Source organism: Halopseudomonas maritima (genome assembly GCF_021545785.1).
GTDB lineage: Bacteria > Pseudomonadota > Gammaproteobacteria > Pseudomonadales > Pseudomonadaceae > Halopseudomonas > Halopseudomonas maritima.
In genome coordinates, this window is the sequence record NZ_CP079801.1 from 319,489 (window position 1) to 341,379 (window position 21,891).

At 59.9% G+C, this 21,891-nt stretch carries 23 protein-coding genes and 2 tRNA genes; 11 read left to right on the plus strand and 14 right to left on the minus strand.

Features of this window, described 5'->3' with window-relative positions; genetic code table 11:
* Positions 1-44: 44 nt before the first annotated feature.
* The 6 genes from rplT to uvrB form a co-directional block, all read right to left on the minus strand.
* Positions 45-401, minus strand: a complete 357-nt coding sequence (rplT, locus tag HV822_RS01415; RefSeq protein ID WP_083727855.1) for a 50S ribosomal protein L20 — start codon at positions 399-401, stop codon at positions 45-47.
* Between the two features lie 31 nt (positions 402-432).
* Positions 433-627, minus strand: a complete 195-nt coding sequence (gene rpmI / locus HV822_RS01420; protein ID WP_083727856.1) for a 50S ribosomal protein L35 — start codon at positions 625-627, stop codon at positions 433-435.
* A gap of 61 nt (positions 628-688) precedes the next feature.
* Positions 689-1,240 (minus strand): translation initiation factor IF-3, encoded by a 552-nt coding sequence (gene infC, locus HV822_RS01425; protein ID WP_238873663.1) that lies wholly within the window; start codon positions 1,238-1,240, stop codon positions 689-691.
* Positions 1,237-3,162, minus strand: a complete 1,926-nt coding sequence (thrS, locus tag HV822_RS01430) for a threonine--tRNA ligase (RefSeq protein WP_238871891.1) — start codon at positions 3,160-3,162, stop codon at positions 1,237-1,239. Before thrS ends, infC begins: the two co-directional genes overlap by 4 nt.
* 180 nt (positions 3,163-3,342) lie before the next feature.
* Positions 3,343-3,419 (minus strand) — tRNA-Val (locus tag HV822_RS01435).
* 386 nt (positions 3,420-3,805) lie between these two features.
* Positions 3,806-5,815: an excinuclease ABC subunit UvrB gene (gene uvrB, locus HV822_RS01440; RefSeq protein ID WP_238871892.1), complete on the minus strand. Its 2,010-nt coding sequence runs from the start codon at positions 5,813-5,815 to the stop codon at positions 3,806-3,808.
* A gap of 251 nt (positions 5,816-6,066) precedes the next feature.
* Here uvrB and HV822_RS01445 point away from each other — a divergent pair, with 251 nt between their 5' ends.
* Positions 6,067-7,269: an amino acid aminotransferase gene (locus tag HV822_RS01445; RefSeq protein ID WP_238871893.1), complete on the plus strand. Its 1,203-nt coding sequence runs from the start codon at positions 6,067-6,069 to the stop codon at positions 7,267-7,269.
* A 78-nt stretch (positions 7,270-7,347) separates the two neighbouring features.
* Positions 7,348-7,423 (plus strand) — tRNA-Asn (locus HV822_RS01450).
* 49 nt (positions 7,424-7,472) lie between these two features.
* Here the strand turns inward: HV822_RS01450 and HV822_RS01455 are convergent.
* Positions 7,473-8,072, minus strand: coding sequence for an FMN-dependent NADH-azoreductase (locus HV822_RS01455; protein ID WP_238871894.1), 600 nt, complete (start codon positions 8,070-8,072; stop codon positions 7,473-7,475).
* Between the two features lie 103 nt (positions 8,073-8,175).
* The gene (locus HV822_RS01460; RefSeq protein WP_238871895.1) at positions 8,176-8,496 is read right to left on the minus strand and encodes a 3-phosphoglycerate kinase; all 321 of its coding nucleotides are present in this window, start codon (positions 8,494-8,496) and stop codon (positions 8,176-8,178) included.
* Positions 8,497-8,595: 99 nt separating this feature from the next.
* Here HV822_RS01460 and HV822_RS01465 point away from each other — a divergent pair, with 99 nt between their 5' ends.
* The 3 genes from HV822_RS01465 to HV822_RS01475 all read left to right on the plus strand — a co-directional run bounded on the left by HV822_RS01465 (position 8,596) and on the right by HV822_RS01475 (position 10,973).
* A complete protein-coding gene (locus HV822_RS01465) occupies positions 8,596-9,489 on the plus strand; it encodes a LysR family transcriptional regulator (protein WP_238871896.1) in 894 nt (297 codons plus the stop codon).
* Positions 9,490-9,552: 63 nt separating this feature from the next.
* The gene (locus tag HV822_RS01470; protein ID WP_238871897.1) at positions 9,553-10,392 is read left to right on the plus strand and encodes an alpha/beta fold hydrolase; all 840 of its coding nucleotides are present in this window, start codon (positions 9,553-9,555) and stop codon (positions 10,390-10,392) included.
* A gap of 14 nt (positions 10,393-10,406) precedes the next feature.
* Positions 10,407-10,973, plus strand: a complete 567-nt coding sequence (locus HV822_RS01475) for a peptidylprolyl isomerase (RefSeq protein ID WP_238871898.1) — start codon at positions 10,407-10,409, stop codon at positions 10,971-10,973.
* A 5-nt stretch (positions 10,974-10,978) separates the two neighbouring features.
* On the opposite strand, the gene HV822_RS01480 is transcribed toward HV822_RS01475, so the two are convergent.
* Positions 10,979-12,103 (minus strand): GNAT family N-acetyltransferase, encoded by a 1,125-nt coding sequence (locus HV822_RS01480; protein ID WP_238871899.1) that lies wholly within the window; start codon positions 12,101-12,103, stop codon positions 10,979-10,981.
* Between the two features lie 126 nt (positions 12,104-12,229).
* Between HV822_RS01480 and ada the strand changes: the two genes are divergently transcribed.
* Both ada and HV822_RS01490 read left to right on the plus strand, forming a co-directional pair.
* Positions 12,230-13,294 (plus strand): bifunctional DNA-binding transcriptional regulator/O6-methylguanine-DNA methyltransferase Ada, encoded by a 1,065-nt coding sequence (ada, locus tag HV822_RS01485; RefSeq protein ID WP_238871900.1) that lies wholly within the window; start codon positions 12,230-12,232, stop codon positions 13,292-13,294.
* Positions 13,287-14,198: a DNA-3-methyladenine glycosylase 2 gene (locus HV822_RS01490; RefSeq protein WP_238871901.1), complete on the plus strand. Its 912-nt coding sequence runs from the start codon at positions 13,287-13,289 to the stop codon at positions 14,196-14,198. The genes ada and HV822_RS01490 overlap by 8 nt, the downstream gene beginning before the upstream one ends.
* Positions 14,199-14,239: 41 nt before the next feature.
* Here the strand turns inward: HV822_RS01490 and HV822_RS18130 are convergent, their stop codons facing one another.
* Positions 14,240-14,365: a hypothetical protein gene (locus HV822_RS18130; RefSeq protein ID WP_275419395.1), complete on the minus strand. Its 126-nt coding sequence runs from the start codon at positions 14,363-14,365 to the stop codon at positions 14,240-14,242.
* A gap of 138 nt (positions 14,366-14,503) precedes the next feature.
* On the opposite strand from HV822_RS18130, the gene HV822_RS01495 reads away from it, so the two are divergent.
* The 4 genes from HV822_RS01495 (at position 14,504) to HV822_RS01510 (ending at position 17,981) form a co-directional block, all read left to right on the plus strand.
* A complete protein-coding gene (locus HV822_RS01495) occupies positions 14,504-14,908 on the plus strand; it encodes a DUF2251 domain-containing protein (RefSeq protein WP_238871902.1) in 405 nt (134 codons plus the stop codon).
* Between the two features lie 93 nt (positions 14,909-15,001).
* On the plus strand, positions 15,002-15,604 hold the full coding sequence (locus HV822_RS01500; RefSeq protein ID WP_238871903.1) for a hypothetical protein: 603 nt from the start codon (positions 15,002-15,004) through the stop codon (positions 15,602-15,604).
* A gap of 155 nt (positions 15,605-15,759) precedes the next feature.
* Positions 15,760-16,665 carry a YihY/virulence factor BrkB family protein gene (locus HV822_RS01505; protein ID WP_238871904.1) on the plus strand — a complete coding sequence of 302 codons (906 nt, stop codon included), beginning with the start codon at positions 15,760-15,762 and terminating at the stop codon, positions 16,663-16,665.
* A gap of 125 nt (positions 16,666-16,790) precedes the next feature.
* Positions 16,791-17,981 carry a serine hydrolase domain-containing protein gene (locus HV822_RS01510; protein ID WP_238871905.1) on the plus strand — a complete coding sequence of 397 codons (1,191 nt, stop codon included), beginning with the start codon at positions 16,791-16,793 and terminating at the stop codon, positions 17,979-17,981.
* 174 nt (positions 17,982-18,155) lie between these two features.
* Here HV822_RS01510 and HV822_RS01515 read toward each other — a convergent pair whose 3' ends face one another.
* From HV822_RS01515 to HV822_RS01530, 4 genes are all read right to left on the minus strand, one after another.
* Entirely contained in the window at positions 18,156-18,875 is a 720-nt protein-coding gene (locus tag HV822_RS01515; RefSeq protein WP_238871906.1) for a DUF2057 family protein, read from the minus strand.
* Positions 18,876-19,043: 168 nt separating this feature from the next.
* Positions 19,044-20,093: a porin gene (locus HV822_RS01520; RefSeq protein ID WP_238871907.1), complete on the minus strand. Its 1,050-nt coding sequence runs from the start codon at positions 20,091-20,093 to the stop codon at positions 19,044-19,046.
* A 221-nt stretch (positions 20,094-20,314) separates the two neighbouring features.
* Positions 20,315-21,049 carry an HvfC family RiPP maturation protein gene (locus HV822_RS01525; protein WP_238871908.1) on the minus strand — a complete coding sequence of 245 codons (735 nt, stop codon included), beginning with the start codon at positions 21,047-21,049 and terminating at the stop codon, positions 20,315-20,317.
* Positions 21,046-21,891 (minus strand): HvfB family MNIO-type RiPP peptide maturase, encoded by an 846-nt coding sequence (locus HV822_RS01530; protein WP_396264973.1) that lies wholly within the window; start codon positions 21,889-21,891, stop codon positions 21,046-21,048. Before HV822_RS01530 ends, HV822_RS01525 begins: the two co-directional genes overlap by 4 nt.

Here is a 21,891-nt window from a genome sequence, read left to right on the forward strand (position 1 = left end):
TTGCCAGCCGCGCCGCAGGGCGCGGTGATTGTCGTAACGAGGGCTTAAGCCAGGCTAGCCTTTGCTTTTTCGACAATCGCGGTAAACGCCGCTTTTTCGTTCACGGCCAGATCAGCCAGAACCTTGCGATCGATCTCGACGGACGCCTTTTTCAGGCCGGCGATCAGGCGGCTGTAGGACAGACCGTTCTGACGAGCACCTGCGTTGATACGGGCAATCCACAGCGCGCGGAACTGACGCTTGCGCTGCTTACGGTCACGATATGCATACTGACCAGCTTTGATAACCGCTTGCTTGGCAACGCGGAACACGCGCGAGCGAGCACCGTAGTAACCTTTAGCCAGCTTGAGAACTTTCTTGTGACGCTTACGCGCCATGACACCACGCTTTACACGAGCCATTGCTTTCTTCCTCTAACCTGTAACCTGATGATTAACGCAGACGCAGCATGCGCTCGACTTTTTGGACGTCAGCAGCATTGAGCTGCGAAGTACCGCGAAGTTGACGCTTACGCTTGGTGCTCATCTTGGTCAGGATGTGGCTTTTGAAAGCATGCTTGTGCTTGATGCCGTTCCCGGTTTTCTTGAAGCGCTTGGCAGCGCCACTTTTGGTCTTCATTTTTGCCATGTTCAGTTACTCCAAATTGAAGTGCATCAAATAATCGCAAGGCCTGGCGTTGCCCTGGAGATTACTTTTTCTTTTTGGGGGCGATGACCATCATCAGCTGACGACCTTCCATCTTCGGGTGCTGTTCCACGGTGCCGTATTCAATCAGGTCGGCTTCGACCCGCTTCAACAGCTCCATGCCCAGCTCCTGATGGGCCATTTCGCGGCCACGGAATCGCAGGGATACCTTGGCCTTGTCCCCGTCAGAGAGAAAACGCATCAGGTTGCGAAGCTTGACCTGATAGTCTCCCTCTTCCGTCCCTGGACGAAACTTGATTTCTTTAATCTGAATCTGCTTCTGATTCTTACGCGCGGCGGCCTGCTGTTTCTTCTTTTCGAAGATGTGCTTGCCGTAATCCATGATGCGGCACACGGGCGGTGCCGCATCGGGAGAGATTTCAACCAGATCCAGCTTGGCCTCTTCAGCAGCGGCCAGCGCCTCTTGAATGGATACGACGCCGACTTGCTCTCCGTCGGGGCCAATCAGACGCACTTCACGCGCCGTGATGTTTTCGTTAATCGGCGGGCGTTGCGCAGCTTTTCTGTCTTGTCTCATCTCGCGTTTAATCTTTATTGCTCCGAATTCGGGCGGCCTCGTTGTGCCACAGCGCGAGATAGGAATTCAGCGAACTCGGTTACAGTCATTGAACCCAGATCTTTACCCTCTCGCGTGCGCACGGCCACGGTGTGCGACTCGACTTCCCGATCACCTACAACCAGCAGGTAGGGAGTCTTGTGCAAAGTATGCTCGCGGATTTTAAAGCCGATCTTCTCGTTTCTCAAGTCCGCAACGGCGCGATAGCCGGATTCATTGAGAGTTTTCTCTACGTCGGCACAGAACGCGGCCTGATTATCGGTGATATTCAGCACCGCAGCCTGGGTCGGCGCAAGCCATGCCGGGAAGTCACCCGCGTAGTGCTCAATCAAAATACCGATAAAGCGCTCAAAGGAGCCGAGAATCGCACGGTGCAGCATGACCGGCGTCTTGCGGGCACCATCTTCAGCCACATACTGCGCGCCCAGACGGCCCGGCAGCATGAAGTCCAGCTGCAGCGTGCCGCACTGCCAGACCCGACCAATACAGTCGCGCAGGGAGAACTCGATCTTCGGACCGTAGAATGCACCCTCACCCGGCTGCAGATCCCACTCCAGACCGGCTTCGTTCAGCGCGTCTTCCAGGCCTTTTTCAGCCTGATCCCACAGCGCATCGTCACCAACGCGGCTTTCCGGGCGAGTGGACAGCTTCAGCTCGACATCATCAAAGCCAAAGTCGCGGTACACCTTGAGGGTCAGGGCAATAAAGTCTGCCGCTTCCTTCTTGACCTGCTCGTCGGTACAGAAGATGTGCGCATCGTCCTGGGTAAAGCCACGCACGCGCATCAGACCGTGCAGCGAACCGGACGGCTCGTTACGGTGACAGGAGCCGAACTCGGCCAGACGCAGCGGCAGCTCGCGGTAGCTCTTCAGACCCTGATTGAACACCTGGATGTGGCACGGGCAGTTCATCGGCTTGACCGCGTAATCACGGCTTTCCGACTCGGTAGTGAACATATTGGCAGCGTAGTGCTCCCAGTGACCGGAGCGCTCCCACAGCACACGATCAACCACCTGCGGCGTCTTGATCTCTTTGTAGCCGGCATCCACCTGCACCTTGCGCATGTACTGCTCGAGTACCTGATAGATGGACCAGCCATTAGGGTGCCAGAACACCATGCCCGGCGCTTCTTCCTGGGTGTGGAACAGGTCAAGGCGCTTGCCGATCTTGCGGTGATCGCGCTTCTCGGCCTCTTCCATGCGCTGGATGTAGGCAGCCAGTTGCTTCTTGTCTGCCCAGGCAGTGCCGTAAATACGTTGCAGCTGCTCGTTCTTGGCATCGCCGCGCCAGTAGGCACCGGAAATCCGGGTCAGCTTGAATGCTTTCAAAAAGCGCGTGTTCGGCACGTGCGGACCACGGCACATATCGACGTATTCTTCGTGGTAGTAGAGGCCCATCGCCTTCTCGTCGGGCATATCCTCGACCAGACGCAACTTGTACTCCTCACCACGGGACTCGAACACCTTGATGACCTCGTCACGCGGGGTCACTTTCTTGATCACGTCGTAATCGCTGGCGATCAGCTCGGCCATACGCTTTTCGATGGCGGCCATGTCATCCGGCGTGAAGGGGCGCTCGAAGGAGATGTCGTAATAGAAGCCATCATCAATCACCGGGCCGATAACCATCTTGGCGGTGGGATACAGCTGCTTGACGGCATGACCGATCAGGTGAGCACAGGAGTGGCGGATAATCTCAACGCCTTCTTCGTCCTTGGCGGTGATGATCTGCAGGCTTGCGTCCTGCTCGATCAGGTCACAGGCATCGACCAGACGACCATCTACCTTGCCGGCGATCGTAGCCTTGGCCAGGCCGGCACCAATCGACTGGGCGACTTCAGAAACGGTAACGGGATTATCGAAATTGCGCTGACTGCCGTCAGGGAGGGTAATAACGGGCATGTGCCACTCCTTCTCAGTGGTGACCCCTACGCAAGGCCACATGATGGAAACGCCGCACGGATGCCCCGCTGCAGTTCATACCGATGTCACGATTACCGGCAGCCCTCATCAGGCTACTGCAACAGCACTCCGTACAGCACAGAAACAAAAAACCCGGCCACAGGGACCGGGTTTTAAATTTGGTAGGCACGATTGGATTCGAACCAACGACCCCCACCATGTCAAGGTGGTGCTCTAACCAACTGAGCTACGTGCCTGCGATGGGGGCGAACTTTACGCACCGCCCCGCACACTGTCAAGCACTAAGTTACTGAAAACCTGAAAAAACCTTAGGGTCTGTTGCCGCTTCGTTCACCCGCCTGCCGGAGACCATTTTTCGGCCAGGCAAGGCGGAGGGAGCGCAGCGTGGTCATTCCACATAAGTGACCGACAACGCAGCATGGCCGAAAAATGGCCCCGGCCCTGCGGGTTGCGCCTGTAAAGCCGCCACTCGGCGTCGCTCGTCGCTCACGTGGAATGACCACGCTACGCTTCTCGCTCCTTGATTGGCGGCTTTACAGGCTGCAACAGGAGGGTAAACGAAGCGGCAACAGACCCTAGCCACCGCAGCAACTCGCCCCACTGATCATTCCGCGTACAGGATTCAGGCCTGCATCAACTGATCACGCAGCTTCTGGATCTGATCACGCGCCTGGGCAGCAGACTCGAATTCCAGATCGCGCGCGTGCTGCAGCATCTTCTCTTCCAGCTCGCTGATGCGCTTGGTGATTTCCGCCGGCGTGCGCGGCGCCGCATACCCTGCACTGTCTTCGGCGGCCTTTTGCTGACGCCGGCGACCGCTGCGGCTACCCGGCACCACCGCGCCCTCCAGAATATCCGCCACGCTTTTGGTAACACCGCGCGGCGTAATGCCGTGCTCTTTGTTAAAGCTAATCTGCTTCTCGCGGCGGCGCTCGGTTTCACCAATGGCGCGCTCCATCGATCCGGTGATGCGGTCCGCATAGAGAATGGCCTTACCGTTCAGGTTACGCGCAGCGCGGCCAATGGTCTGAATCAGCGAGCGCTCCGAGCGCAGGAAACCTTCTTTATCCGCATCCAAAATGGCAACCAGCGATACCTCCGGCATATCCAGGCCTTCGCGCAGCAAGTTGATACCCACCAACACGTCAAAAGCGCCAGTACGCAGATCACGGATAATCTCGACGCGCTCCACGGTATCGATATCCGAGTGCAAATAGCGCACCCGCACGCCGTGGTCACCCAGATAGTCGGTCAAATCCTCGGCCATGCGCTTGGTCAGCGTGGTGACCAGCACGCGCTCTTCCTTATCCACCCGCAGGCGAATCTCAGAGAGCAGGTCATCCACTTGCGTAGTGGCCGGACGCACTTCGATCTCCGGATCAACCAGACCGGTCGGGCGCACCACCTGCTCGACCACGCGACCGGCGTGGGCCTCCTCATAAGGGCCGGGGGTGGCAGATACGAAGATGGTTTGCGGCGAGATGGCCTCCCACTCATCAAAGCGCATGGGCCGGTTATCCAGCGCCGAAGGCAGACGAAAACCGTACTCGACCAGGGTCTCCTTGCGCGAGCGGTCACCCTTGTACATGGCACCGACCTGGGGCACGGATACGTGGGACTCGTCGATAATCAGCAGGGCATTATCCGGCAGATAATCGAACAGGGTCGGCGGCGGCGCGCCCGGCTCACGGCCCGACAGATAGCGTGAGTAGTTCTCAATGCCGTTGCAGTAACCCAGCTCCAGAATCATCTCCAGATCAAAGCGCGTGCGCTGCTCCAGGCGCTGAAACTCGACCAGCTTATTCTGCTCTTTGAGCACAGCCAAACGCTCATCCAGCTCCACCTTTATATGTTCCACGGCTTCAAGCAATGTCTCACGCGGCGTCACATAATGGCTTTTAGGGTAAATAGTTACGCGCGGAACCTTACGTAAAACCTCACCCGTTAACGGGTCGAAGAAGCTGATCGTCTCAACCTCATCATCAAACAATTCGATACGAATGGCTTCCAGGTCAGATTCCGCCGGAAAGACATCAATCACATCACCACGCACCCGGTAGGTAGCGCGCGCTAACTCCATATCGTTGCGGGTGTACTGCAGCTCCGCCAGGCGGCGCAACAGGGTACGCTGATCCACCCTATCACCCCGGTCCACGTGCAGCACCATGTGCAGGTAAGACTCCGGATCACCCAGACCATAGATGGCCGACACCGTGGCGACAATGATCGCATCCGGGCGCTCCAGCAGCGCCTTGGTGGCCGACAGACGCATCTGCTCGATATGGTCATTGATGGAGGCGTCCTTCTCGATATAGGTATCGGAGGACGGCACATAGGCTTCAGGCTGGTAATAGTCGTAGTAGGAAACGAAGTACTCGACGGCGTTGTTCGGGAAGAACTCCTTGAACTCGCCATACAGCTGCGCCGCCAGCGTCTTGTTGGGCGCCATGATGATCGCCGGGCGCTGCATTTTCTGGATGACATTGGCGATGGTGAAGGTCTTGCCCGAGCCAGTCACCCCCAGCAAGGTCTGGTGCGACAGGCCCGCCTCCACTCCCTCGGTCAGCTGGGCGATGGCCGTAGGCTGATCACCAGCCGGCTCGAAGCGGGTTTGCAGGTTGAACTGACTCATCACTACCGGACCTCACAGGGCTACAACAAACGAACATGATAACGCAGCTGGCAGCACGAGCGTCTGTCTCTGCAATATGCAGCATGGGAACCCGATTGGAGTTATGCGTTCAGTTCTCTATAATAAACGGCCGCTAACATTGACCCGGCTGGCGGAGCGCTTCACCCCTCCCGCCTGCCCGCCCGCTCGATGTCCAGCACCGGCACAGCCCGACACCCTACATTCACTTGAATATCGAGTTTGCCCATATCATGAGTTTGTTTTCCCCGGTAGAACTGGCCCCGCGTGACCCCATCCTTGGCTTGAACGAAGCGTTCAACGCCGATACCCGTGCGAACAAAGTCAATCTGGGCGTTGGCGTGTACTGCAATGAAGCCGGCAAGGTGCCGCTGCTGCGCGCGGTGCAAGCTGCCGAAGAGGCCCGTGTGGCCGAGCACGCCGCCCGCGCCTATCTGCCAATTGACGGCCTGGCGCCCTACGATCTGGCCGTGCAAAAGCTGCTGTTTGGTGCTGACTCCGCGCTGCTGGACTCCGGCCGCCTGATCACCGCCCAGGCCCTGGGCGGCACCGGTGCCCTGAAACTCGGCGCCGACTTTCTCTACCGTCTGACCGACAAGCGCACCGTGGCGATCAGCAACCCGAGCTGGGAGAACCACCGCGCGCTGTTCGAAGCCGCCGGTTACGATGTGGTCAACTACACCTACTTTGACCCGACTACCAACGGCCTGAACCTGAACGGCATGCTGGCCGACCTGGAAGCCCTGCCCGAAGGTAGCGTGGTCATCCTGCACGCCTGCTGCCACAACCCGACCGGCGTCGACCTGGGTCTGGCCGACTGGGCCAAGGTCATCGACGTAGTTGGCCGCCGTCAGCTGGTGCCTTTCCTGGATATCGCCTATCAGGGCTTTGGTGAAAACCTGGAAGACGACGCCGTTGCCGTGCGCCTGTTTGCCGAGTCCGGCCTGCCCTTCCTGGTAGCCAGCTCCTTCTCCAAGTCCTTCTCGCTGTACGGCGAGCGCGTTGGCGCCCTGACCATGGTCACCGCCAGCAAGGAAGAAACCGCGCCGGTGCTGTCGCAGCTCAAGCGCGTTATCCGCACCAACTACTCCAACCCGCCGACCCACGGCGCCAAGGTAGTCGCCGCAGTACTGACCAACCCCGAGCTATACGCCCAGTGGGAAGACGAACTGGCTGAAATGCGCGACCGCATTCGCGACATGCGCGCCGCGCTGGTCGAGAAACTGCAGGCCGCCGGTGTAGAGCAGGATGTCACCTTCATCCAGCGTCAACGCGGCATGTTCTCCTTCTCTGGCCTGAGCAAAGATCAGGTTGCTCGCCTGGCAGACGAGTTCGGCATTTACGCTGTCGGCAGTGGCCGTATCTGCGTAGCGGCGCTGAACACCAGCAACATTGATGCTGTGGCAACCGCCATGGCCGCAGTGATGAAGGGCTAAGCTTCAAAGCATGGCTTGAAAACCAGGCTTCAAGACGTTGACTTTGATCGATTTTTTGGTAAAGTGCGCAGCGTCCGATCCGCGATAGCTCAGTCGGTAGAGCAAATGACTGTTAATCATTGGGTCCCTGGTTCGAGTCCAGGTCGCGGAGCCAAATTGAAAAACCCGGCATCAGCCGGGTTTTTTATTGCCTGCAATTTGCCTTACGCCAGCGCGGCCAGCACCTCATCTGCCTCGGCGCGCCCCTTGGCAGCCTCCTCCGGCCCCATCGACTGGCCTTCCACGTTCACAAACTCCACATCCGTAATGCCGATAAAGCCCAGCAGTTGGCGGACGTAGGGTTCCTGGAAGTCCAGCGGCGAACCCTCGTAACGACCACCACGGGCGGTAACGACGTAAACCTTACGATCCGGCGTCAGGCCAACCGGACCAGCCTCGGTGTACTTGAAGGTACGACCAGCCCGCAGCACATGGTCAAACCAGGCTTTGAGGGTAGAGGTAATGCCGAAGTTATACATCGAGGAGCCGATCACCACGATATCGCTGGCCAGCAGCTCATCCACCAGTTGATTGGAGAGCGCAGAGGCCGCCTTTTCCGCCTCTGTTTGCTCCTCGGCCGGCTTCATCCAGCCGCCCAGCAGGGTCGCATCCAGGTGCGGCACCGGCTCAGCGCCCAGGTCGCGGGTTACCACCCAGGAACCCGGGTTAGCGGCCTCGATCTGACGTACCAGTTGCGCGGTGTACTCACGCGTCAAGGAACCTTCCTGGCGGGCGCTGGACTGCACTACAAGAATCTTTTTCATGGTGTTACTCCATCAATGTTGGCGAGATGGAGCCATGATAGAACCAATAAAAAGATAAAAAAGCGCAAAAATGCGCTAAAATCAATCAAGCAAACTGATAGATCTAGCTCGCGTGGCAATTCAGCGTGATGCGCACCCGGGTGATGGCTCGCAGGAACGACTGGCTGATCGTCGTACTTTCTCCTGCCGCCAGCTTGACCCGCCGGGGCGTCGGACGCTCAGGCCCGTTGACAAAGCTCGCTTCGCAGAGCGCGGCGCTCTCGCCACTATTACGCAGCAACACGGTGGCGATGTTGCTCATATCGCTGGCTTCAGCCTCAATGGAGACGCCGTCGAACTGGCTTTGCAGGTCAATTGGAAAAGCGTGCACAACAGCAGGCGACAGCCAGGACAACAGCAGGCTGGCAGCAACAATTTTGCGCATGGTTAGCTCCTTGCAGCAGATTGGCTTACGGCACTACGCTGGCGCCGCGCAGGACAATCATTTGTCCCCCGCACCCACAATACGGCAGAGGATGGCAGGATGAAAGCACCCCGTGTAACCCTGGAGCAATGGCGCACGCTGCAAGCCGTAGTCGACCAGGGAGGCTTTGCCCAGGCAGCCGAGGCGCTGCACCGATCACAGTCTTCGATCAGTTACACGGTTGCCCGCATGCAGGAGCAACTAGGCATCCCGCTGCTGGAAATAGAAGGTCGCAAGGCGGTACTGACCGAAGCTGGCGCAGCCCTGTTGCGCCGCTCCCGGCAGCTGGTCGCCCAAGCCAACCAGCTTGAAATGCTGGCCAGCGAGATGGACCAGGGCTGGGAGGCAGAGGTACGTCTGGTGGTAGACGCCGCCTACCCCACCGATCGTCTGGCCAGCGCCCTGCACGCCTTTATGCCGCAAAGCCGTGGCTGTCGCGTGCAACTACGCGAAGAAGTGCTCTCCGGTGTGGAAGAGCGTCTGCACGATGGCAGCGCCGATCTGGCCATCTCCGGCCTGAGCATCGCCGGCTACCTGCCCCAGCAGCTCAACGCCGTGCAATTTGTAGCGGTTGCGCACCCTGATCATCCATTGCATCAATTGCAACGCACGCTCACCCACGATGACCTGGCCACTCATCTGCAAGTGGTGATTCGCGACTCAGGCGAGCGCCAGCCGCGCGATTCCGGCTGGCTGGGCGCCGAGCAGCGCTGGACCGTTGCCAGCCTCGGTACAGCTGCCCGCCTGGTTGCCCGCGGCCTGGGGTTTGCCTGGCTGCCCGAGCATGAAATCGTCCAGTATCTGAACAGCCAGCAGCTCAAACCGCTACCGCTGGAGCAAGGCGCCCAGCGCTCGGCGTACCTGTTTCTCTATGCCAACAAGGAGCGCCCGGTCGGCCCAGCCACGCGCATTCTGGCTGACCTGATCATTGAACATTCGATGACAGACCATTGAAGGGCTTCAATTCCCGACAATTCCGCGCCTAGAATGACCATTTCGACCATTCGGACCCTGCCCATGCCGCAGATCACGCTGAACGACTGTCAGTTTCACTACACCGACCAGGGCTCCGGCCCGCCGCTGCTGCTGCTGCACGGCCTGGGGTCCAGCGAGCAGGACTGGGAATATCAGCTCCCCGCCCTGACCCCGCACTACCGGGTGCTCTGCCTGGACATGCGCGGCCACGGCGGTAGCGACAAAACCGGCAAGGGCTACTCGATTGGTCTGTTCGCCCGCGATTGCCTGGCCTTTATCCAGGCAATGGATCTGCACAAGCCCCATATCGTCGGCCTGTCGATGGGCGGCATGATCGCTTTTCAGCTTGCTACCGACGCCCCTGAAGTGCCCGTCAGCCTGACCATCGTCAACAGCGCCCCCGAGGTGATTCCGCGCAAGCCGCTGGAATACTGGATGGCCGGCAAGCGCCTGTTTTTTGCCCACGTGCTGCCCATGTCGGCCATCGCCAAGGGCCTGGCCCGGCTGCTGTTTCCCAAGCCAGAGCAGGAACACCACCGCCAGACCTTTATGGAGCGCTGGTGCAGCAACGACCGCAAGAGCTATCTGGCCTCCCTGCGTGCCATTGTCGGCTGGGGTGTGAGCAACCGGCTGGAGCGCATCAACTGCCCGGTGCTGGTGGTCAGCGCCGACCGCGACTACACCCCGGTCGAGCACAAGCGCGAGTACGTCAGCCACCTGGGCGATGCCCGGCTGGAAGTCGTCGCCGATTCGCGGCATGCTACGCCGGTCGATCAGCCGGACGCTTTTAACCAGTTGCTGCTGGATTTTCTCGCCGAAGTCGACAGCGGCCCGGCCGCCGCAATAACAGATCCCGCCCAAGCGGGACTTACAAGCCCCTGACCACGGAGTCATCCATGCTGAAACACCTGATTGGCGCAGCCGCCCTAACCCTGCTCAGTACCGCCGCCCTGGCCGACAACCCTCGCGTGCAGCTGAGCACCAGCCTGGGCGACATCGTCGTCGAGCTGAACGAAGAGCAGGCCCCCATCAGCACCGAGAACTTTCTGCGCTATGTCGAAGCCGGCCACTATAACGGCGTGATCTTCCACCGCGTGATTCCGGGCTTCATGATTCAAACCGGCGGTTTTGACAGCAACATGCGTCAGCTCGACACCGGCCGCCCCATCAAGAACGAAGCCGACAACGGCCTGAAGAACCGCCGCTACACCCTGGCCATGGCCCGCACCCAGATTGTCGACAGCGCCACCAGCCAGTTCTTCATCAACCTGAGCGACAACGATTTTCTGGACCACGGCGGCCGCGACTTTGGCTACGCGGTATTCGGTGAAGTGGTCAGCGGCCAGCATGTGGTCGAGACCATCGGCAAGGTACAAACCACCAGCCGCGCCGGCCACCAGAACGTGCCGGTCAACGCGGTCAGCATCATCAGCGCCACTCGCCTGGAAGAGAGCGCGGAATAACGCCCTTACTCAGCTGCCTGCCTGAACGGCAGGTAGCTGAGCGCATCCTCCCGATACGCCTCTACCCCAGCGCGCTCGCGCAGCAGAAAATCTCCCACCGCTTCATGCAGCCCCGGTTGCAGCTTGTGCCATGACTGCGTCAGAACCGGCTCAAACCCGCGCACCAGCTTGTGCTCACCCTGAGCGCCGGCATCGAAACGCGCTAGCCCTTCGGCGATACAACGCTCCATACCCTGGTAGAAACAGGTTTCAAAGTGCAGGCGGTCAAACTCTTCAAGGCAGCCCCAGTAACGGCCATAGAGCGTATCGCCGCCCACCAGAAAGAGCGCACCCGCCACCGCTCGCTCCCCCTGCTTTGCAAACAGCAGGCGCACATTGGCGTTGCAATAGCGGCTCAGGAGAGTAAAAAACGCAGGCGGCAGGTAGGGCTCCTGCCCGCGCTTGTAGTAGGTGGCGGCATAAAAGGGATAAAACTGCGCCCAGGCAGCGGCATCCAGTTGCTCGCCGGTCAGCCACTGAAAGTGAATGCCCTGCTCGCGGATAGCCTGCCGCTCCTTGCGGTAGTTCTTGCGCTTGCGTGAATTGCACGCCGTCAGAAAATCATCAAAACTCGCGTAGCCCCGGTTGAACCAGTGAAACTGACAGCCCAAACGCTGTAGCCAGCCACGTTGCGCCAGCCAGCCATTCTCTGCTCCAGTATTGAACAGCAGGTGCAGGCTGGACACCTGCTGGGCCTGTAGGTCGACATCCAGACTGTCCAGCAAAGCGCCGGCCGCATCCGCATCACGGGCCACCAGTCGCGGCCCCTGCACCGGCGAGAACGGCGCCGCACTCAGATACTTCGGGTAATAGCTACGACCGGCGCGCTCCCAGGCGTCAGCCCACTGCCAGTCAAAGACATACTCGCCCCACGAATGGTCCTTGAGATACAGGGGCAGCAGCGCTTGCAGCTGGCCGCCACGCTCCACCACCCGGTGCGCCGGTTGCCAGCCAGAGGCCGCGCACACCGCGCCGCTGTCCTCCAGCGCACGGATAAAGCCATGGCTCAGAAATGGGTAGTCCGTCGCCAGCAGGCCATCCCAGCTGGCAGCGTCAACATCATTGATGGACGTGAGGTGTTTGGGCACCATGAATAAACTCGGCAGGGTCAGTACAGCCCGATGATGACCGTCTGCAGATTCAGTAGCAAGATAGTGGATGCGGCTAGCGCCCCGCACAGGCACCATCACAGCACACACCTCGGCCAGAGCCAGCCCATGACGCAGCCAACTTCCAGCAGCCAGCAACAGCGCTGGCAACAGATTCAGCAGCGCGACAGCACCGCCGACGGCAGCTTTATCTACGCCGTGATCACCACCGGCGTGTACTGCCGCCCCAGCTGTCCGTCACGTCACGCCAAGGCCGAGAACCTGCGCTTTTTTGATAACGCCGCCCAGGCCCGCGCCGCCGGCTTTCGTCCCTGCCTGCGCTGCAAGCCAGATGAAGCAGCGGGCGATGCACAGCAAACCCGCATCACCCACCTCTGCCGCCTGATCGAGCAGGCCGAACAGCCGCCCACCCTGCAGCAGTTGGCCGATGCCGCCGGACTTAGCCGCTGGCATCTGCAGCGTGAGTTCCGCAAGGCGACCGGCCTGTCGCCGGCCGAATACGCCCGCGCCGTGCGACAACAGCGCCTGCAACAGCAGCTAACCCACGCAGGCAGCACCACAGACGCAGCGCTGGCCGCGGGCTACAACTCCGCCAGTCACTTTTATGCGCAGGCACCCACCGAGCTGGGCATGTCGGCGGCGAGCTACCGTCAGGGCGGGCAACAGCAACGCATCGGCTTTGCCACCGGCCGCTGCCCCCTGGGGCGGGTGCTGGTGGCTCAGAGCGATGTCGGCGTGTGCGCCATTTTGCTCGGCGATAGCGACGAAGCGCTTGAACGCGACCTGCGCGCACGCTTCCCCAAGGCCGAGTGCGTGGCAGACAACACACTAGGTGAACAACTGGCCGCCGTGGTCGCCCTGATCGAAACCCCGCACAACGCCCCGCCGCTGCCGCTGGATATCCGCGGCACCGCCTTCCAGCGCCGGGTGTGGCAAGCCTTGCAAACCATTCCGCCCGGTCAGACGCGCAGCTACTCGGAGCTGGCCGAGGCCATGGGCACGCCCAGCGCGGCCCGCGCTGTCGCCGGCGCCTGCGCTGCCAACCCGCTGGCCATCGCCGTGCCCTGCCACCGTATCGTCCGCAGTGACGGCAGCCTATCCGGCTACCGCTGGGGCGTGGAGCGCAAGCGCGCCCTGCTGCAACGCGAGGCGCAGGGACCAAAGGATGACTGAACCTGGCACCACCCTGACCCTCTCGCTGCCGGCAGACTTTCGTCACGCCGATGTGCTGCGTTTCTACGCCCGTGACCGCGAGCAGGTGTCTGAGCGCACAGCAGACCAGCGCATCGAAAAGGCACTGCACTGGCAAGGCCAACCCGCCCTGCTGCAACTGGATTTCAGCGAGCCGAGCAACCTGCAGGCCCGGCTGTCGGTTGCAGAACCCAGCACCACTGCGCTCGCGCATTACCTGCGCAGCCTGCTCGGCCTGAATCAGGATATCGACGGCCTGCACGCCACCCACGGCGACCACCCCGAGATCGCCCGGTTACTCCAACAGACACCCGGCCTGCGTATGCCGCAAAGCGCCAGCCCCTTTGAAGCCGCCTGCTGGGCTGTCATAGGCCAGATGATCAGCGTCGAAGCCGCCATCTCCGTACGCCGCCGGGTTATCCGCGCATTGGGCACGCCGCTAGACAACGGTCTGCTCTGCCACCCCCAAGCCTCACAGCTGCTGAACGCATCACACGAGGCGCTGCGCAGCTGCGGTCTGTCCGCCAACAAAGCCGCTACCCTGTTGCGCATGGCCGAAGCGGTAGAGAGCAACCAACTGCCATTAGACACCTGGGCCGCCACCAGCCCACCACCTGCCGCAGCTATTGCCCATGGCCTTGCCGGCATCAAAGGCATCGGCCCCTGGACCCAGAGCTATATCCTGCTGCGCGGCTACGGTGTACTCAACGGCTCCATGCACGGCGACATTGTCGTGCGCAAACGCCTCGGCGCCCTACTTAAACTGCCGGACACGCCAGACCAGCCCTTCACCGAGCAGTGGCTGGCTCAGTTCGGTCCCTGGAAAGCACTGGTCGCAGCACACTTGTGGGCAATGCCTGCGGACGCTCCCGCAAAGGACTACTGAGCAATAAAGCAACGGCCCGTGGCCGACTATCGAGATATTGATTAAAAGCCAGCGATGCTGGAACCAGCCAGCCCAACCGCCAGTCCAAACGCCAGAGCAGCACTGACCACCCCATTCTCGCCATCGCGCGCTCGCGACAGGATCACCAGGGAGGGTGATATCAACATTCAGCCGCATAAGAACAGCACCCAACAGGCCCGGTGTTATCCGGTGCCTGGCACGCGCCTCTTCCAATACACACCCTCTGGACAGTACCTGCCAGGGTTGCTATGCAAACACCACCTACCTGTTGGAGTCCTTTTCTCATGGCCGATGAGTCGATGATTTACGCAGAAACGCAATTCAGCGTCGGAACCGAAACCGTTTTGGAGAGCCGTTCGCCAGTGAACAGCTTTGCGGTTGTCTTCGAGGACGACGGCAGCACGGGATACTTCTACGGCCTCGATGTTAACCAGGAAGGAAACCCGATCCTTGATGCGCTGCATATCTACAATGTCGACAACATCTCGGACAAGCATTTGCCGTCTGAAGCGCAAATTGTCTGGTCCGGCGACGGCAACAAGTCACTGTTGCTGATCAACGGATATCCGCACGCAGCATTCAATTTCCTTAACCAGAGAGGCTACTGCCGAACTAATTTCCCACCGCCAGATGAGCGATGGACGCAGCACAGCCACGAGTGGGCTGACGAGGTACTGGCGCTATTCTGAGCAGCCCCACCACGCAAGATATAACCGCTGCCACAGGCAACTTGCCAGACAGCCCCCATAAATGGAATCACCGTCAGCCAGTAGAGAGCCACGATGGAAATCATCCTCATAGTCTGTCTGATCCTCCTATTAGGAGCAGCAGTGTATTTTGCACTGCGGCTTGCCAAGTGGGTTTTGCGCGGTAAGAGACGAACCCAACTGGTTGGTGTGGTGCTGGCAGTATGCGTCCTTGCCGTAGCTATCGATCACAGCTTCCTGCGGAACATGCAGCTCATACAGTCTGCGGTGTACCCCAGCCTCTATCTGGTGAAATACCCGCAAGACGATCAAGACGCCCTCCACCAGGCAATCAGGGATGCAGTCGCCGCTCACCTTCGCGTCGACTGGCCAGACGGAAAAAAGCTGGCGTACCAGAAGGAAAACTCGATTTTCTTTTACACCTATTACAAAGCCTTTCCCTTTAGCGTTTTTCAGGACGAGGGCACAGCGTACTTCCTGGAGAATGAGGAAGACCTGGGTGGTCTGGTCACCGAAGAGCTAGGCATGTACGAAAGGTACAAACTCGCAGACTTTCACTACGCGCCCTGCACCTCGAATAAAGCGCTGCTCTGCGGCGAACTGCGCTTTTTCAACGCGCAAAAGCTAGTGGACTCCGAACGCCTTGCCAATCTCCCAACATCGGGAAACACGCAATAAAGACAAAGAGTTAAGCATGGTGCACTAGCCGCTGGATAACGCGAAGGGGCTGGCCCCGCTCCGCCGTGCATGCCTACAATGCCCTAACCCCACAAACCAATGCGACTCAAGGCACTCTCGACAATGCTTACTCGCGACTACGGCAACGCTCCTCAATGATCAAACACTGGTTCGGTATTTTCCGCGCAGCGGTGCAGAACTGGCTGGAAAGCCAAGCCTTTATCTACGCCGCGGCCCTGGCGTTTTTCACCGTGTTTTCCATCGCACCGGTGCTGGTAGTGGTTGTCGCGCTGGTGGGGCTGGTATTAGGTGAAAGCGCGGTCGAAGGCCAGCTCTTTGCGCAACTTGAGGGCACTATCGGGCCGGAGGCCGCTGGCGTCATTCAAACTGCCGTCGCCAACTCACAGATTGACCAAAGTGGTATCTGGCCAGCGTTGATCGGGATTTTTGCCACCATCGTCGGGGCTACGACAGTGTTCACCAAGATGCAGCAGTCGCTGAATCAAATATGGGGCGTTGCCCCACGCCCCTCACGCAACAACATCTGGGCGTTGATCACAAGCCGCCTGCTGTCGCTCACCCTTATTCTCGCCATCGGCTTTATTCTGCTGGTGTCGCTGATGCTGTCGGTGGCATTCAGTGCCGTAATGGCATTTGCTGACAACTGGCTGCCCATACCAGGGCCAGCCATGTTGGCGATGGAGTTTGCCCTGTCGCTGACGCTGACGACCCTGCTGTTCGCCGCGATGTTCAAGATTCTGCCTGACGTACAGCTGTCGTGGCGTGACGTTGTGGTTGGTGCATTTATTACCGCAATCCTCTTTACTGCCGGTCGTTTCTTGATTGCTCTTTATCTGACCTACTCAGCCACTTCATCAGCGTACGGCGCTGCGGGCTCACTCGCGCTGCTGCTACTTTGGGTAAATTACTCCTCGATGATTCTGCTGTTTGGCGCCGCGTTCACACGGGCGCACCTGGAGGCGCGTGGCATGCACGTACGCCCCACACGCACCGCAGTGCGTGTCCAGCGCGAGCTGCTCGCGCAGGCGCTACAGGACTGAGGCTTATAAAGTATTTAGCAATCGACGGCCCATAAATCACCCTGACTTATAGACCGGCGGCCTGCCCCTATCCTGCGGCCAAGTCTCGTAAGTTACGCCTACAACAATAACGATGGAGTACACACATGAAGAAAGGGATCATCTCGCTGGTAGTGCTGCTGGCCCTGGCCTGCGGCGTTTTTTGGGCAACTGCCGATAAGGATATGCGCCGCGTAGTGCTGAACCTGCCGACCAGTACCAACGTGCTGTTCTGGACCAGTGATCAGCGCGATGCCGGCTTCCGTGCATTGGACCGTATGCCGATTCTGAGCCAGTCCCGGGTCATTGAGGCCGGTGATTCTGTCTCCCCCCTGCCAGCAGGCGCACCACTGGATGTAGGTGTAGATGTTGACGCCTACATGGCGTCGCAGCACGCCGCCGCCCTGATCATCGTCCACAACGGCAAGGTACGGCTTGAGCAGTACGGTCTGGACTTTGGCCCAGACGGACGCTGGACCAGCTTCTCGGTCGCCAAGTCGTTCACCTCGACGCTGGTCGGCGCAGCCATTCAGGATGGCTACATCAAGAGCATCGACGATATGGTCTCGGACTACATCCCGGATCTCAAAGGCTCGGCCTACGACAACGTGACCATCAAGCAGCTGCTGACCATGACCTCCGGTGTGGCCTGGAACGAGGACTACGCCGACCCACAGTCCGACGTGGCACTCTTCAACTCCCACAAGGCAGACCCGGGCGTAGACGTGACCGTCAGCTACATGCGCCAGCTACCCGCCGAGGCAGAGCCCGGCACCAAGTGGGTCTACAAGACCGGTGAAACCAACTTGATTGGTGTGCTGGCCAGCTCTGCCGCCAACAAGCCACTGGCCGAGTACCTGTCCGAGAAGATCTGGAAACCGTTCGGCATGCAGCAGGACGCCAGCTGGATGCTGGGCTCCACTGGCCATGAAATTGGCGGTTGCTGCGTGCAGGCAGCTACCCGTGATTACGCCCGCTTTGGTCTGTTCATGCTCGGTGGCGGCATTGCCGGTGGCGAGCAGGTGCTGCCAGAAGGCTGGATTGGCGAGGCGACCACCAAGCAGGTAGATATTGGTCGCCCGGGCTCCGGCTACGGTTTTCAGTGGTGGACGCTGGATGACGGTGCCTACATTGCCCAGGGCATTTTTGGCCAGGGCATCTTTATCGACCCCAACCGTCAACTGGTAATCGCCTCCAACGGCAACTGGCCGCAGGCTACCGACAGCCAGGGCGGCACCCAGAGCCAGGAACGCCTGGCGTTCTTCCGCCAGGTGCAGCGGGCCATTGATGCCGAGTAGTCGAGAGACCAGAGCGGACTAGCCGCAGGCGCGTCCGCGCACTTGCGCCGCGTGAAGCGGCTACGCGTGGCCAAGGCTACGCGATTGACCACCCTACCGACACATGCACAAAAAAATCCCCGCGCAAGGCGGGGATAAACGTGCAGCACACAAAACTGACGGGGCATTGAATTCTTACTGAGCTGCCCACTCCAGGAAGGCATCGCGGCTTTCCGGGCTGAGCATCAGGTAAATCTGCTTGAGGGTTGCCAGGGTCGAGGCATCGTGCGGCAGGGTTTGTGCCGGGGCAGCAGCCTGCGACGGAGCCGGTACAGCCAGCGGAGCAGCGGCCGCGCCAGCCTGGGCCTGCGGTGCGGCGCCCAGCGGCGCAATGCCGGTATCCTGGGTGGCAACAACAGAGCCGCCACCAAACATCTGGCCGAGCATGGAGACGTAGCGCGGGCCCGGCTCGCTGGCCACGCGCTCGCCGGTGCGGGTGTTGACCGCGTAGCCGGAGAAGTCATCTTCCATCGCTTCAGCTTCACGCAGGTTGCTCGGCTCATCAATTTCAAGGCGCCATACATCACCGGCCTGGCCGTCGACCAGGAAGGTAGCGCTGCGGGTGCGGACGATTTCGTGGCTCAGGCCACCGCCTACGTCGTAACCATTTTCAAAGTAGGCATTGATGCGGTATTTGCCCGGCTGCAGCTCCAGCTGACGCAGGCCGTTGCCTACCATGCGATTGGCTTCCGGTGCCGGCTGACCGTTGATGTTCAGCACTTCCAGAGTGTTGGGCATTTCGACTACCAGCACCTGGGAGGTTGGCTGTTCGGCGCCCGAGTAGAGTTTGACGGGGGCCTGCTGGGCACAGGCGGACAGCAGTGCAGCGGCGGCGAGACAGAGAAGTTGACGCATGGGATAGAGCTCCTGGCACAAGTGAACATTGGGTCCGTTGGTGATCAACTTTCATGACCACTTGGCGACGAGATTAAGACTGTTGCATGTCACTTTAATGACAAAGCCGGACTGTTTTCTGTAACAGTCCGGCTTTGAGATTACTTCTGGTCCTGTCGTGAGACGGGATTAGAAGTCGTAACGCAGACCTACGGAGAAACCGGAAGCGTCTTCACCAGCAGCACCAGCCGGGTTGGCGGTACGTGCCTGACCCCAGGGAGTCAGAGCGACGTTGGCGTCGTTCTCGGTGATGGCGTAGTTGGCGTATACACGGACAGCCTTGTCCAGCTTGTGCTCGATACCAACAGCGATCATGTCGGTGTCAAAGTCGTCAGCGTCAGCATCGCGAGTCATCCACATGCCTTTCAGCGCAGTGGCCGAAGCCAGCTTCAGCTCAGCGCCTACACCGTAGGTGTCAGAAGTCAGAGCGTCTTGAACAGCTTGAGTGACAGCCGGGTTGGTGTAGTCAACAGTCTGGTAGAAACCGACCAGCTTGAAGCCGTCAGTGAGCTTGAACGCTGCAGCAGCGCGGATACCGTCACGCTCGCCGCGGCCGGTATCTTCGTCAGCAGACTCGTAAGCCAGAGCCGCTTCCAGAGCGTCGCCAGCGTAGTTCAGAGAGCCGCTGATTACGCTTTCGTCGGTGTCGTCTTCGTTAACAGTACCTTCCTGAACGGAGTAACCCAGCTTGGCGAAGAAGCCGCTCATGTCCGGAGTGGTGTACTCGATGGTGTTGTCATAACGCTCGTCGAAACGGGCGTTGCCAACGCGAGTCAGGTTACGCATGTCGCCGACCTGGTCGCCGAACAGGTTAGCCGGGCCACGAGCCGCTTTGAAGGGGCTGTCGAAACGACCCATGCGCACAGAACCGAAGCCGCCTTTCAGACCAACGAAGGTATCGCGGGTGTTGAAAGAGCTACCGTTGTCGGTGCCGAAGTCAATCTGCTGCTCGATCTGGAAGAAAGCAGTCAGGTTCGGGTTGATCTCGTGGTCACCCTTGAAGCCCAGGCGGGAAGAGTTGCTGGACAGGTTGGTTTCGGAGTAATCAGCACCGTCATCCAGGAAATCCACGGATACGTGGGCGCGGCCGTAGATGCTTACGTCGGCCATGGCGACAGCCGGGATGGCAGCAGCCAGTGCAGTAACAGCGAATCCAGCGATGTGCTTGCGCAGAGTCATTGAGTCTTCCCTCAGTAGTATTTTGCGTTGACAGTGAAACAACACATTGGGGCTCGTTGATGGGACGGGCCCGGTGTTGGAGGGAATATTCGCAGTGCTGTATTTCAGATCAGTTGCGTACAGATGAACATTCAATGACAGGGGAACTTTCCCCTGCACATCAAACTCTCTCAGCGGCGGGTTTTGGTAAAGCTAGAGAAATCAGCCAGATAGGCGTTATTTCAAGAGGTAGGTTGAGTAGCGCGCAACACGTCGGCGGCCACCCAGTCAGATACCAGAGACAGCGCCCCGGACATGAACTGAGCGTCGGCTGTCACATGCAAACGCGCCAGCGCGGTACGCAACGACAGCGGCTCGCGGCTCAGCACATCAGCCAGCTGCCAGGCAAAGGGCGTGAGCTGCATAAAGCGCACGCGGTCTTCACCATCACGCCAGACCAGCAGGCACGTCGGTTGCGCGGGCGGTTCAACGGGCTGGTAATCCAGCCCCAGCTGCTGCACCGGCCATTGGTAGAGCAAGGGCCAGGCAAGGGAAGACCAGTTCAGCAGGGTGTCGGCGTCAGCAGCGCCCTGCCCGCCCGCCGGCAGCTGCTCATTGCTGATATCCAGCGCCAGCTCTACCCACTCGTAGTGCGCCAGCTCTAGCAGCCACGGCGGGTCATTGGCGTCCGCTTGATAGCCGTCCTGCAGCCAGTCGATAAACTGCTCGCCAATGTCGCGAAAATACGGTGACTGGCAGGTGTGGCCGGCCACGAATGCGTCAATCAGCTGATCCCACCGCGCCGCCGGCAACACCTTGTGCAACACCGGGAAGGTGCCGCGCACAAAGCCCTCAATATTGTTACGGATCAGGCGCTCGTACACCGCTACCCGCTGCGGCGGCAGCGCTGCTGGCAGCGGCTGTTGATGCGGCGCGCGGACGCGGGCGGTAAAGCGCTGCTGCAGCTCAACACTCATGCGCGCACCTGTATGGCAGCAGCCTGCTGGTAACGCCGAATCTGCTGCAGCTCCTGCTGCAAGTCCTCCAGCGGAGGCATGTTGAAATCCCGTTCCAGCAGCGTTGGGCGTACGCCGTGGCATTGGTAGGTGTGCTCTAGCAACGCCCATACCGGGTCGATAATCGGCGCACCGTGGCTGTCTATTTTAAGGTCTGGCTCGGCGTCAAAATGCCCAGCCATGTGCAGATAGGCGATGCGCTGGGTGGGCATCGCGCTGATATACGGCGCAGCATCGCCGCCCAGATTGACGCTATTCACGTAGACGTTGTTTACGTCCAGCAGCAGGTTACAGTCGGCCTCTTCCAGTACGGCGGCGACAAACTCGGGCTCGCTCAGCTCACCCGGCAGGGTCAGATAGGCAGACACATTTTCGATTATCAGCGGCCTGCCCAGGGCATCCTGCACCTGCCCGATACGCTCGGCAATGCGGCGCACGTTGACCTCGGTGAAGGGCACGGGTAGCAGGTCATACAGCTGACCATGATCACCGCAGGCGCTCAGGTGCTCGCTGTACACCTGTACCTGATTGGCATCCAGAAAGGCACGCAAATCACGCAGCAAACGGCTATCCAGCGGCGCCAGCCCACCCAGGTTGAGCGACAGGCCATGGCAGATCAGCGGATAACGTTCAGTGACCGCAGCAAACTGGCGGGCCAGGCGCCCGCCCAGGCCGATCCAGTTTTCCGGCGCCACTTCAAGAAAATCCGCGACCGGCTCTGGCGTCTGTGCCAGGGCACCGAGCAGACTGCGGCGCAGCCCCAGCCCGACTCCGTGCACCGGCAGGGTAACGGTTGCGTTCAC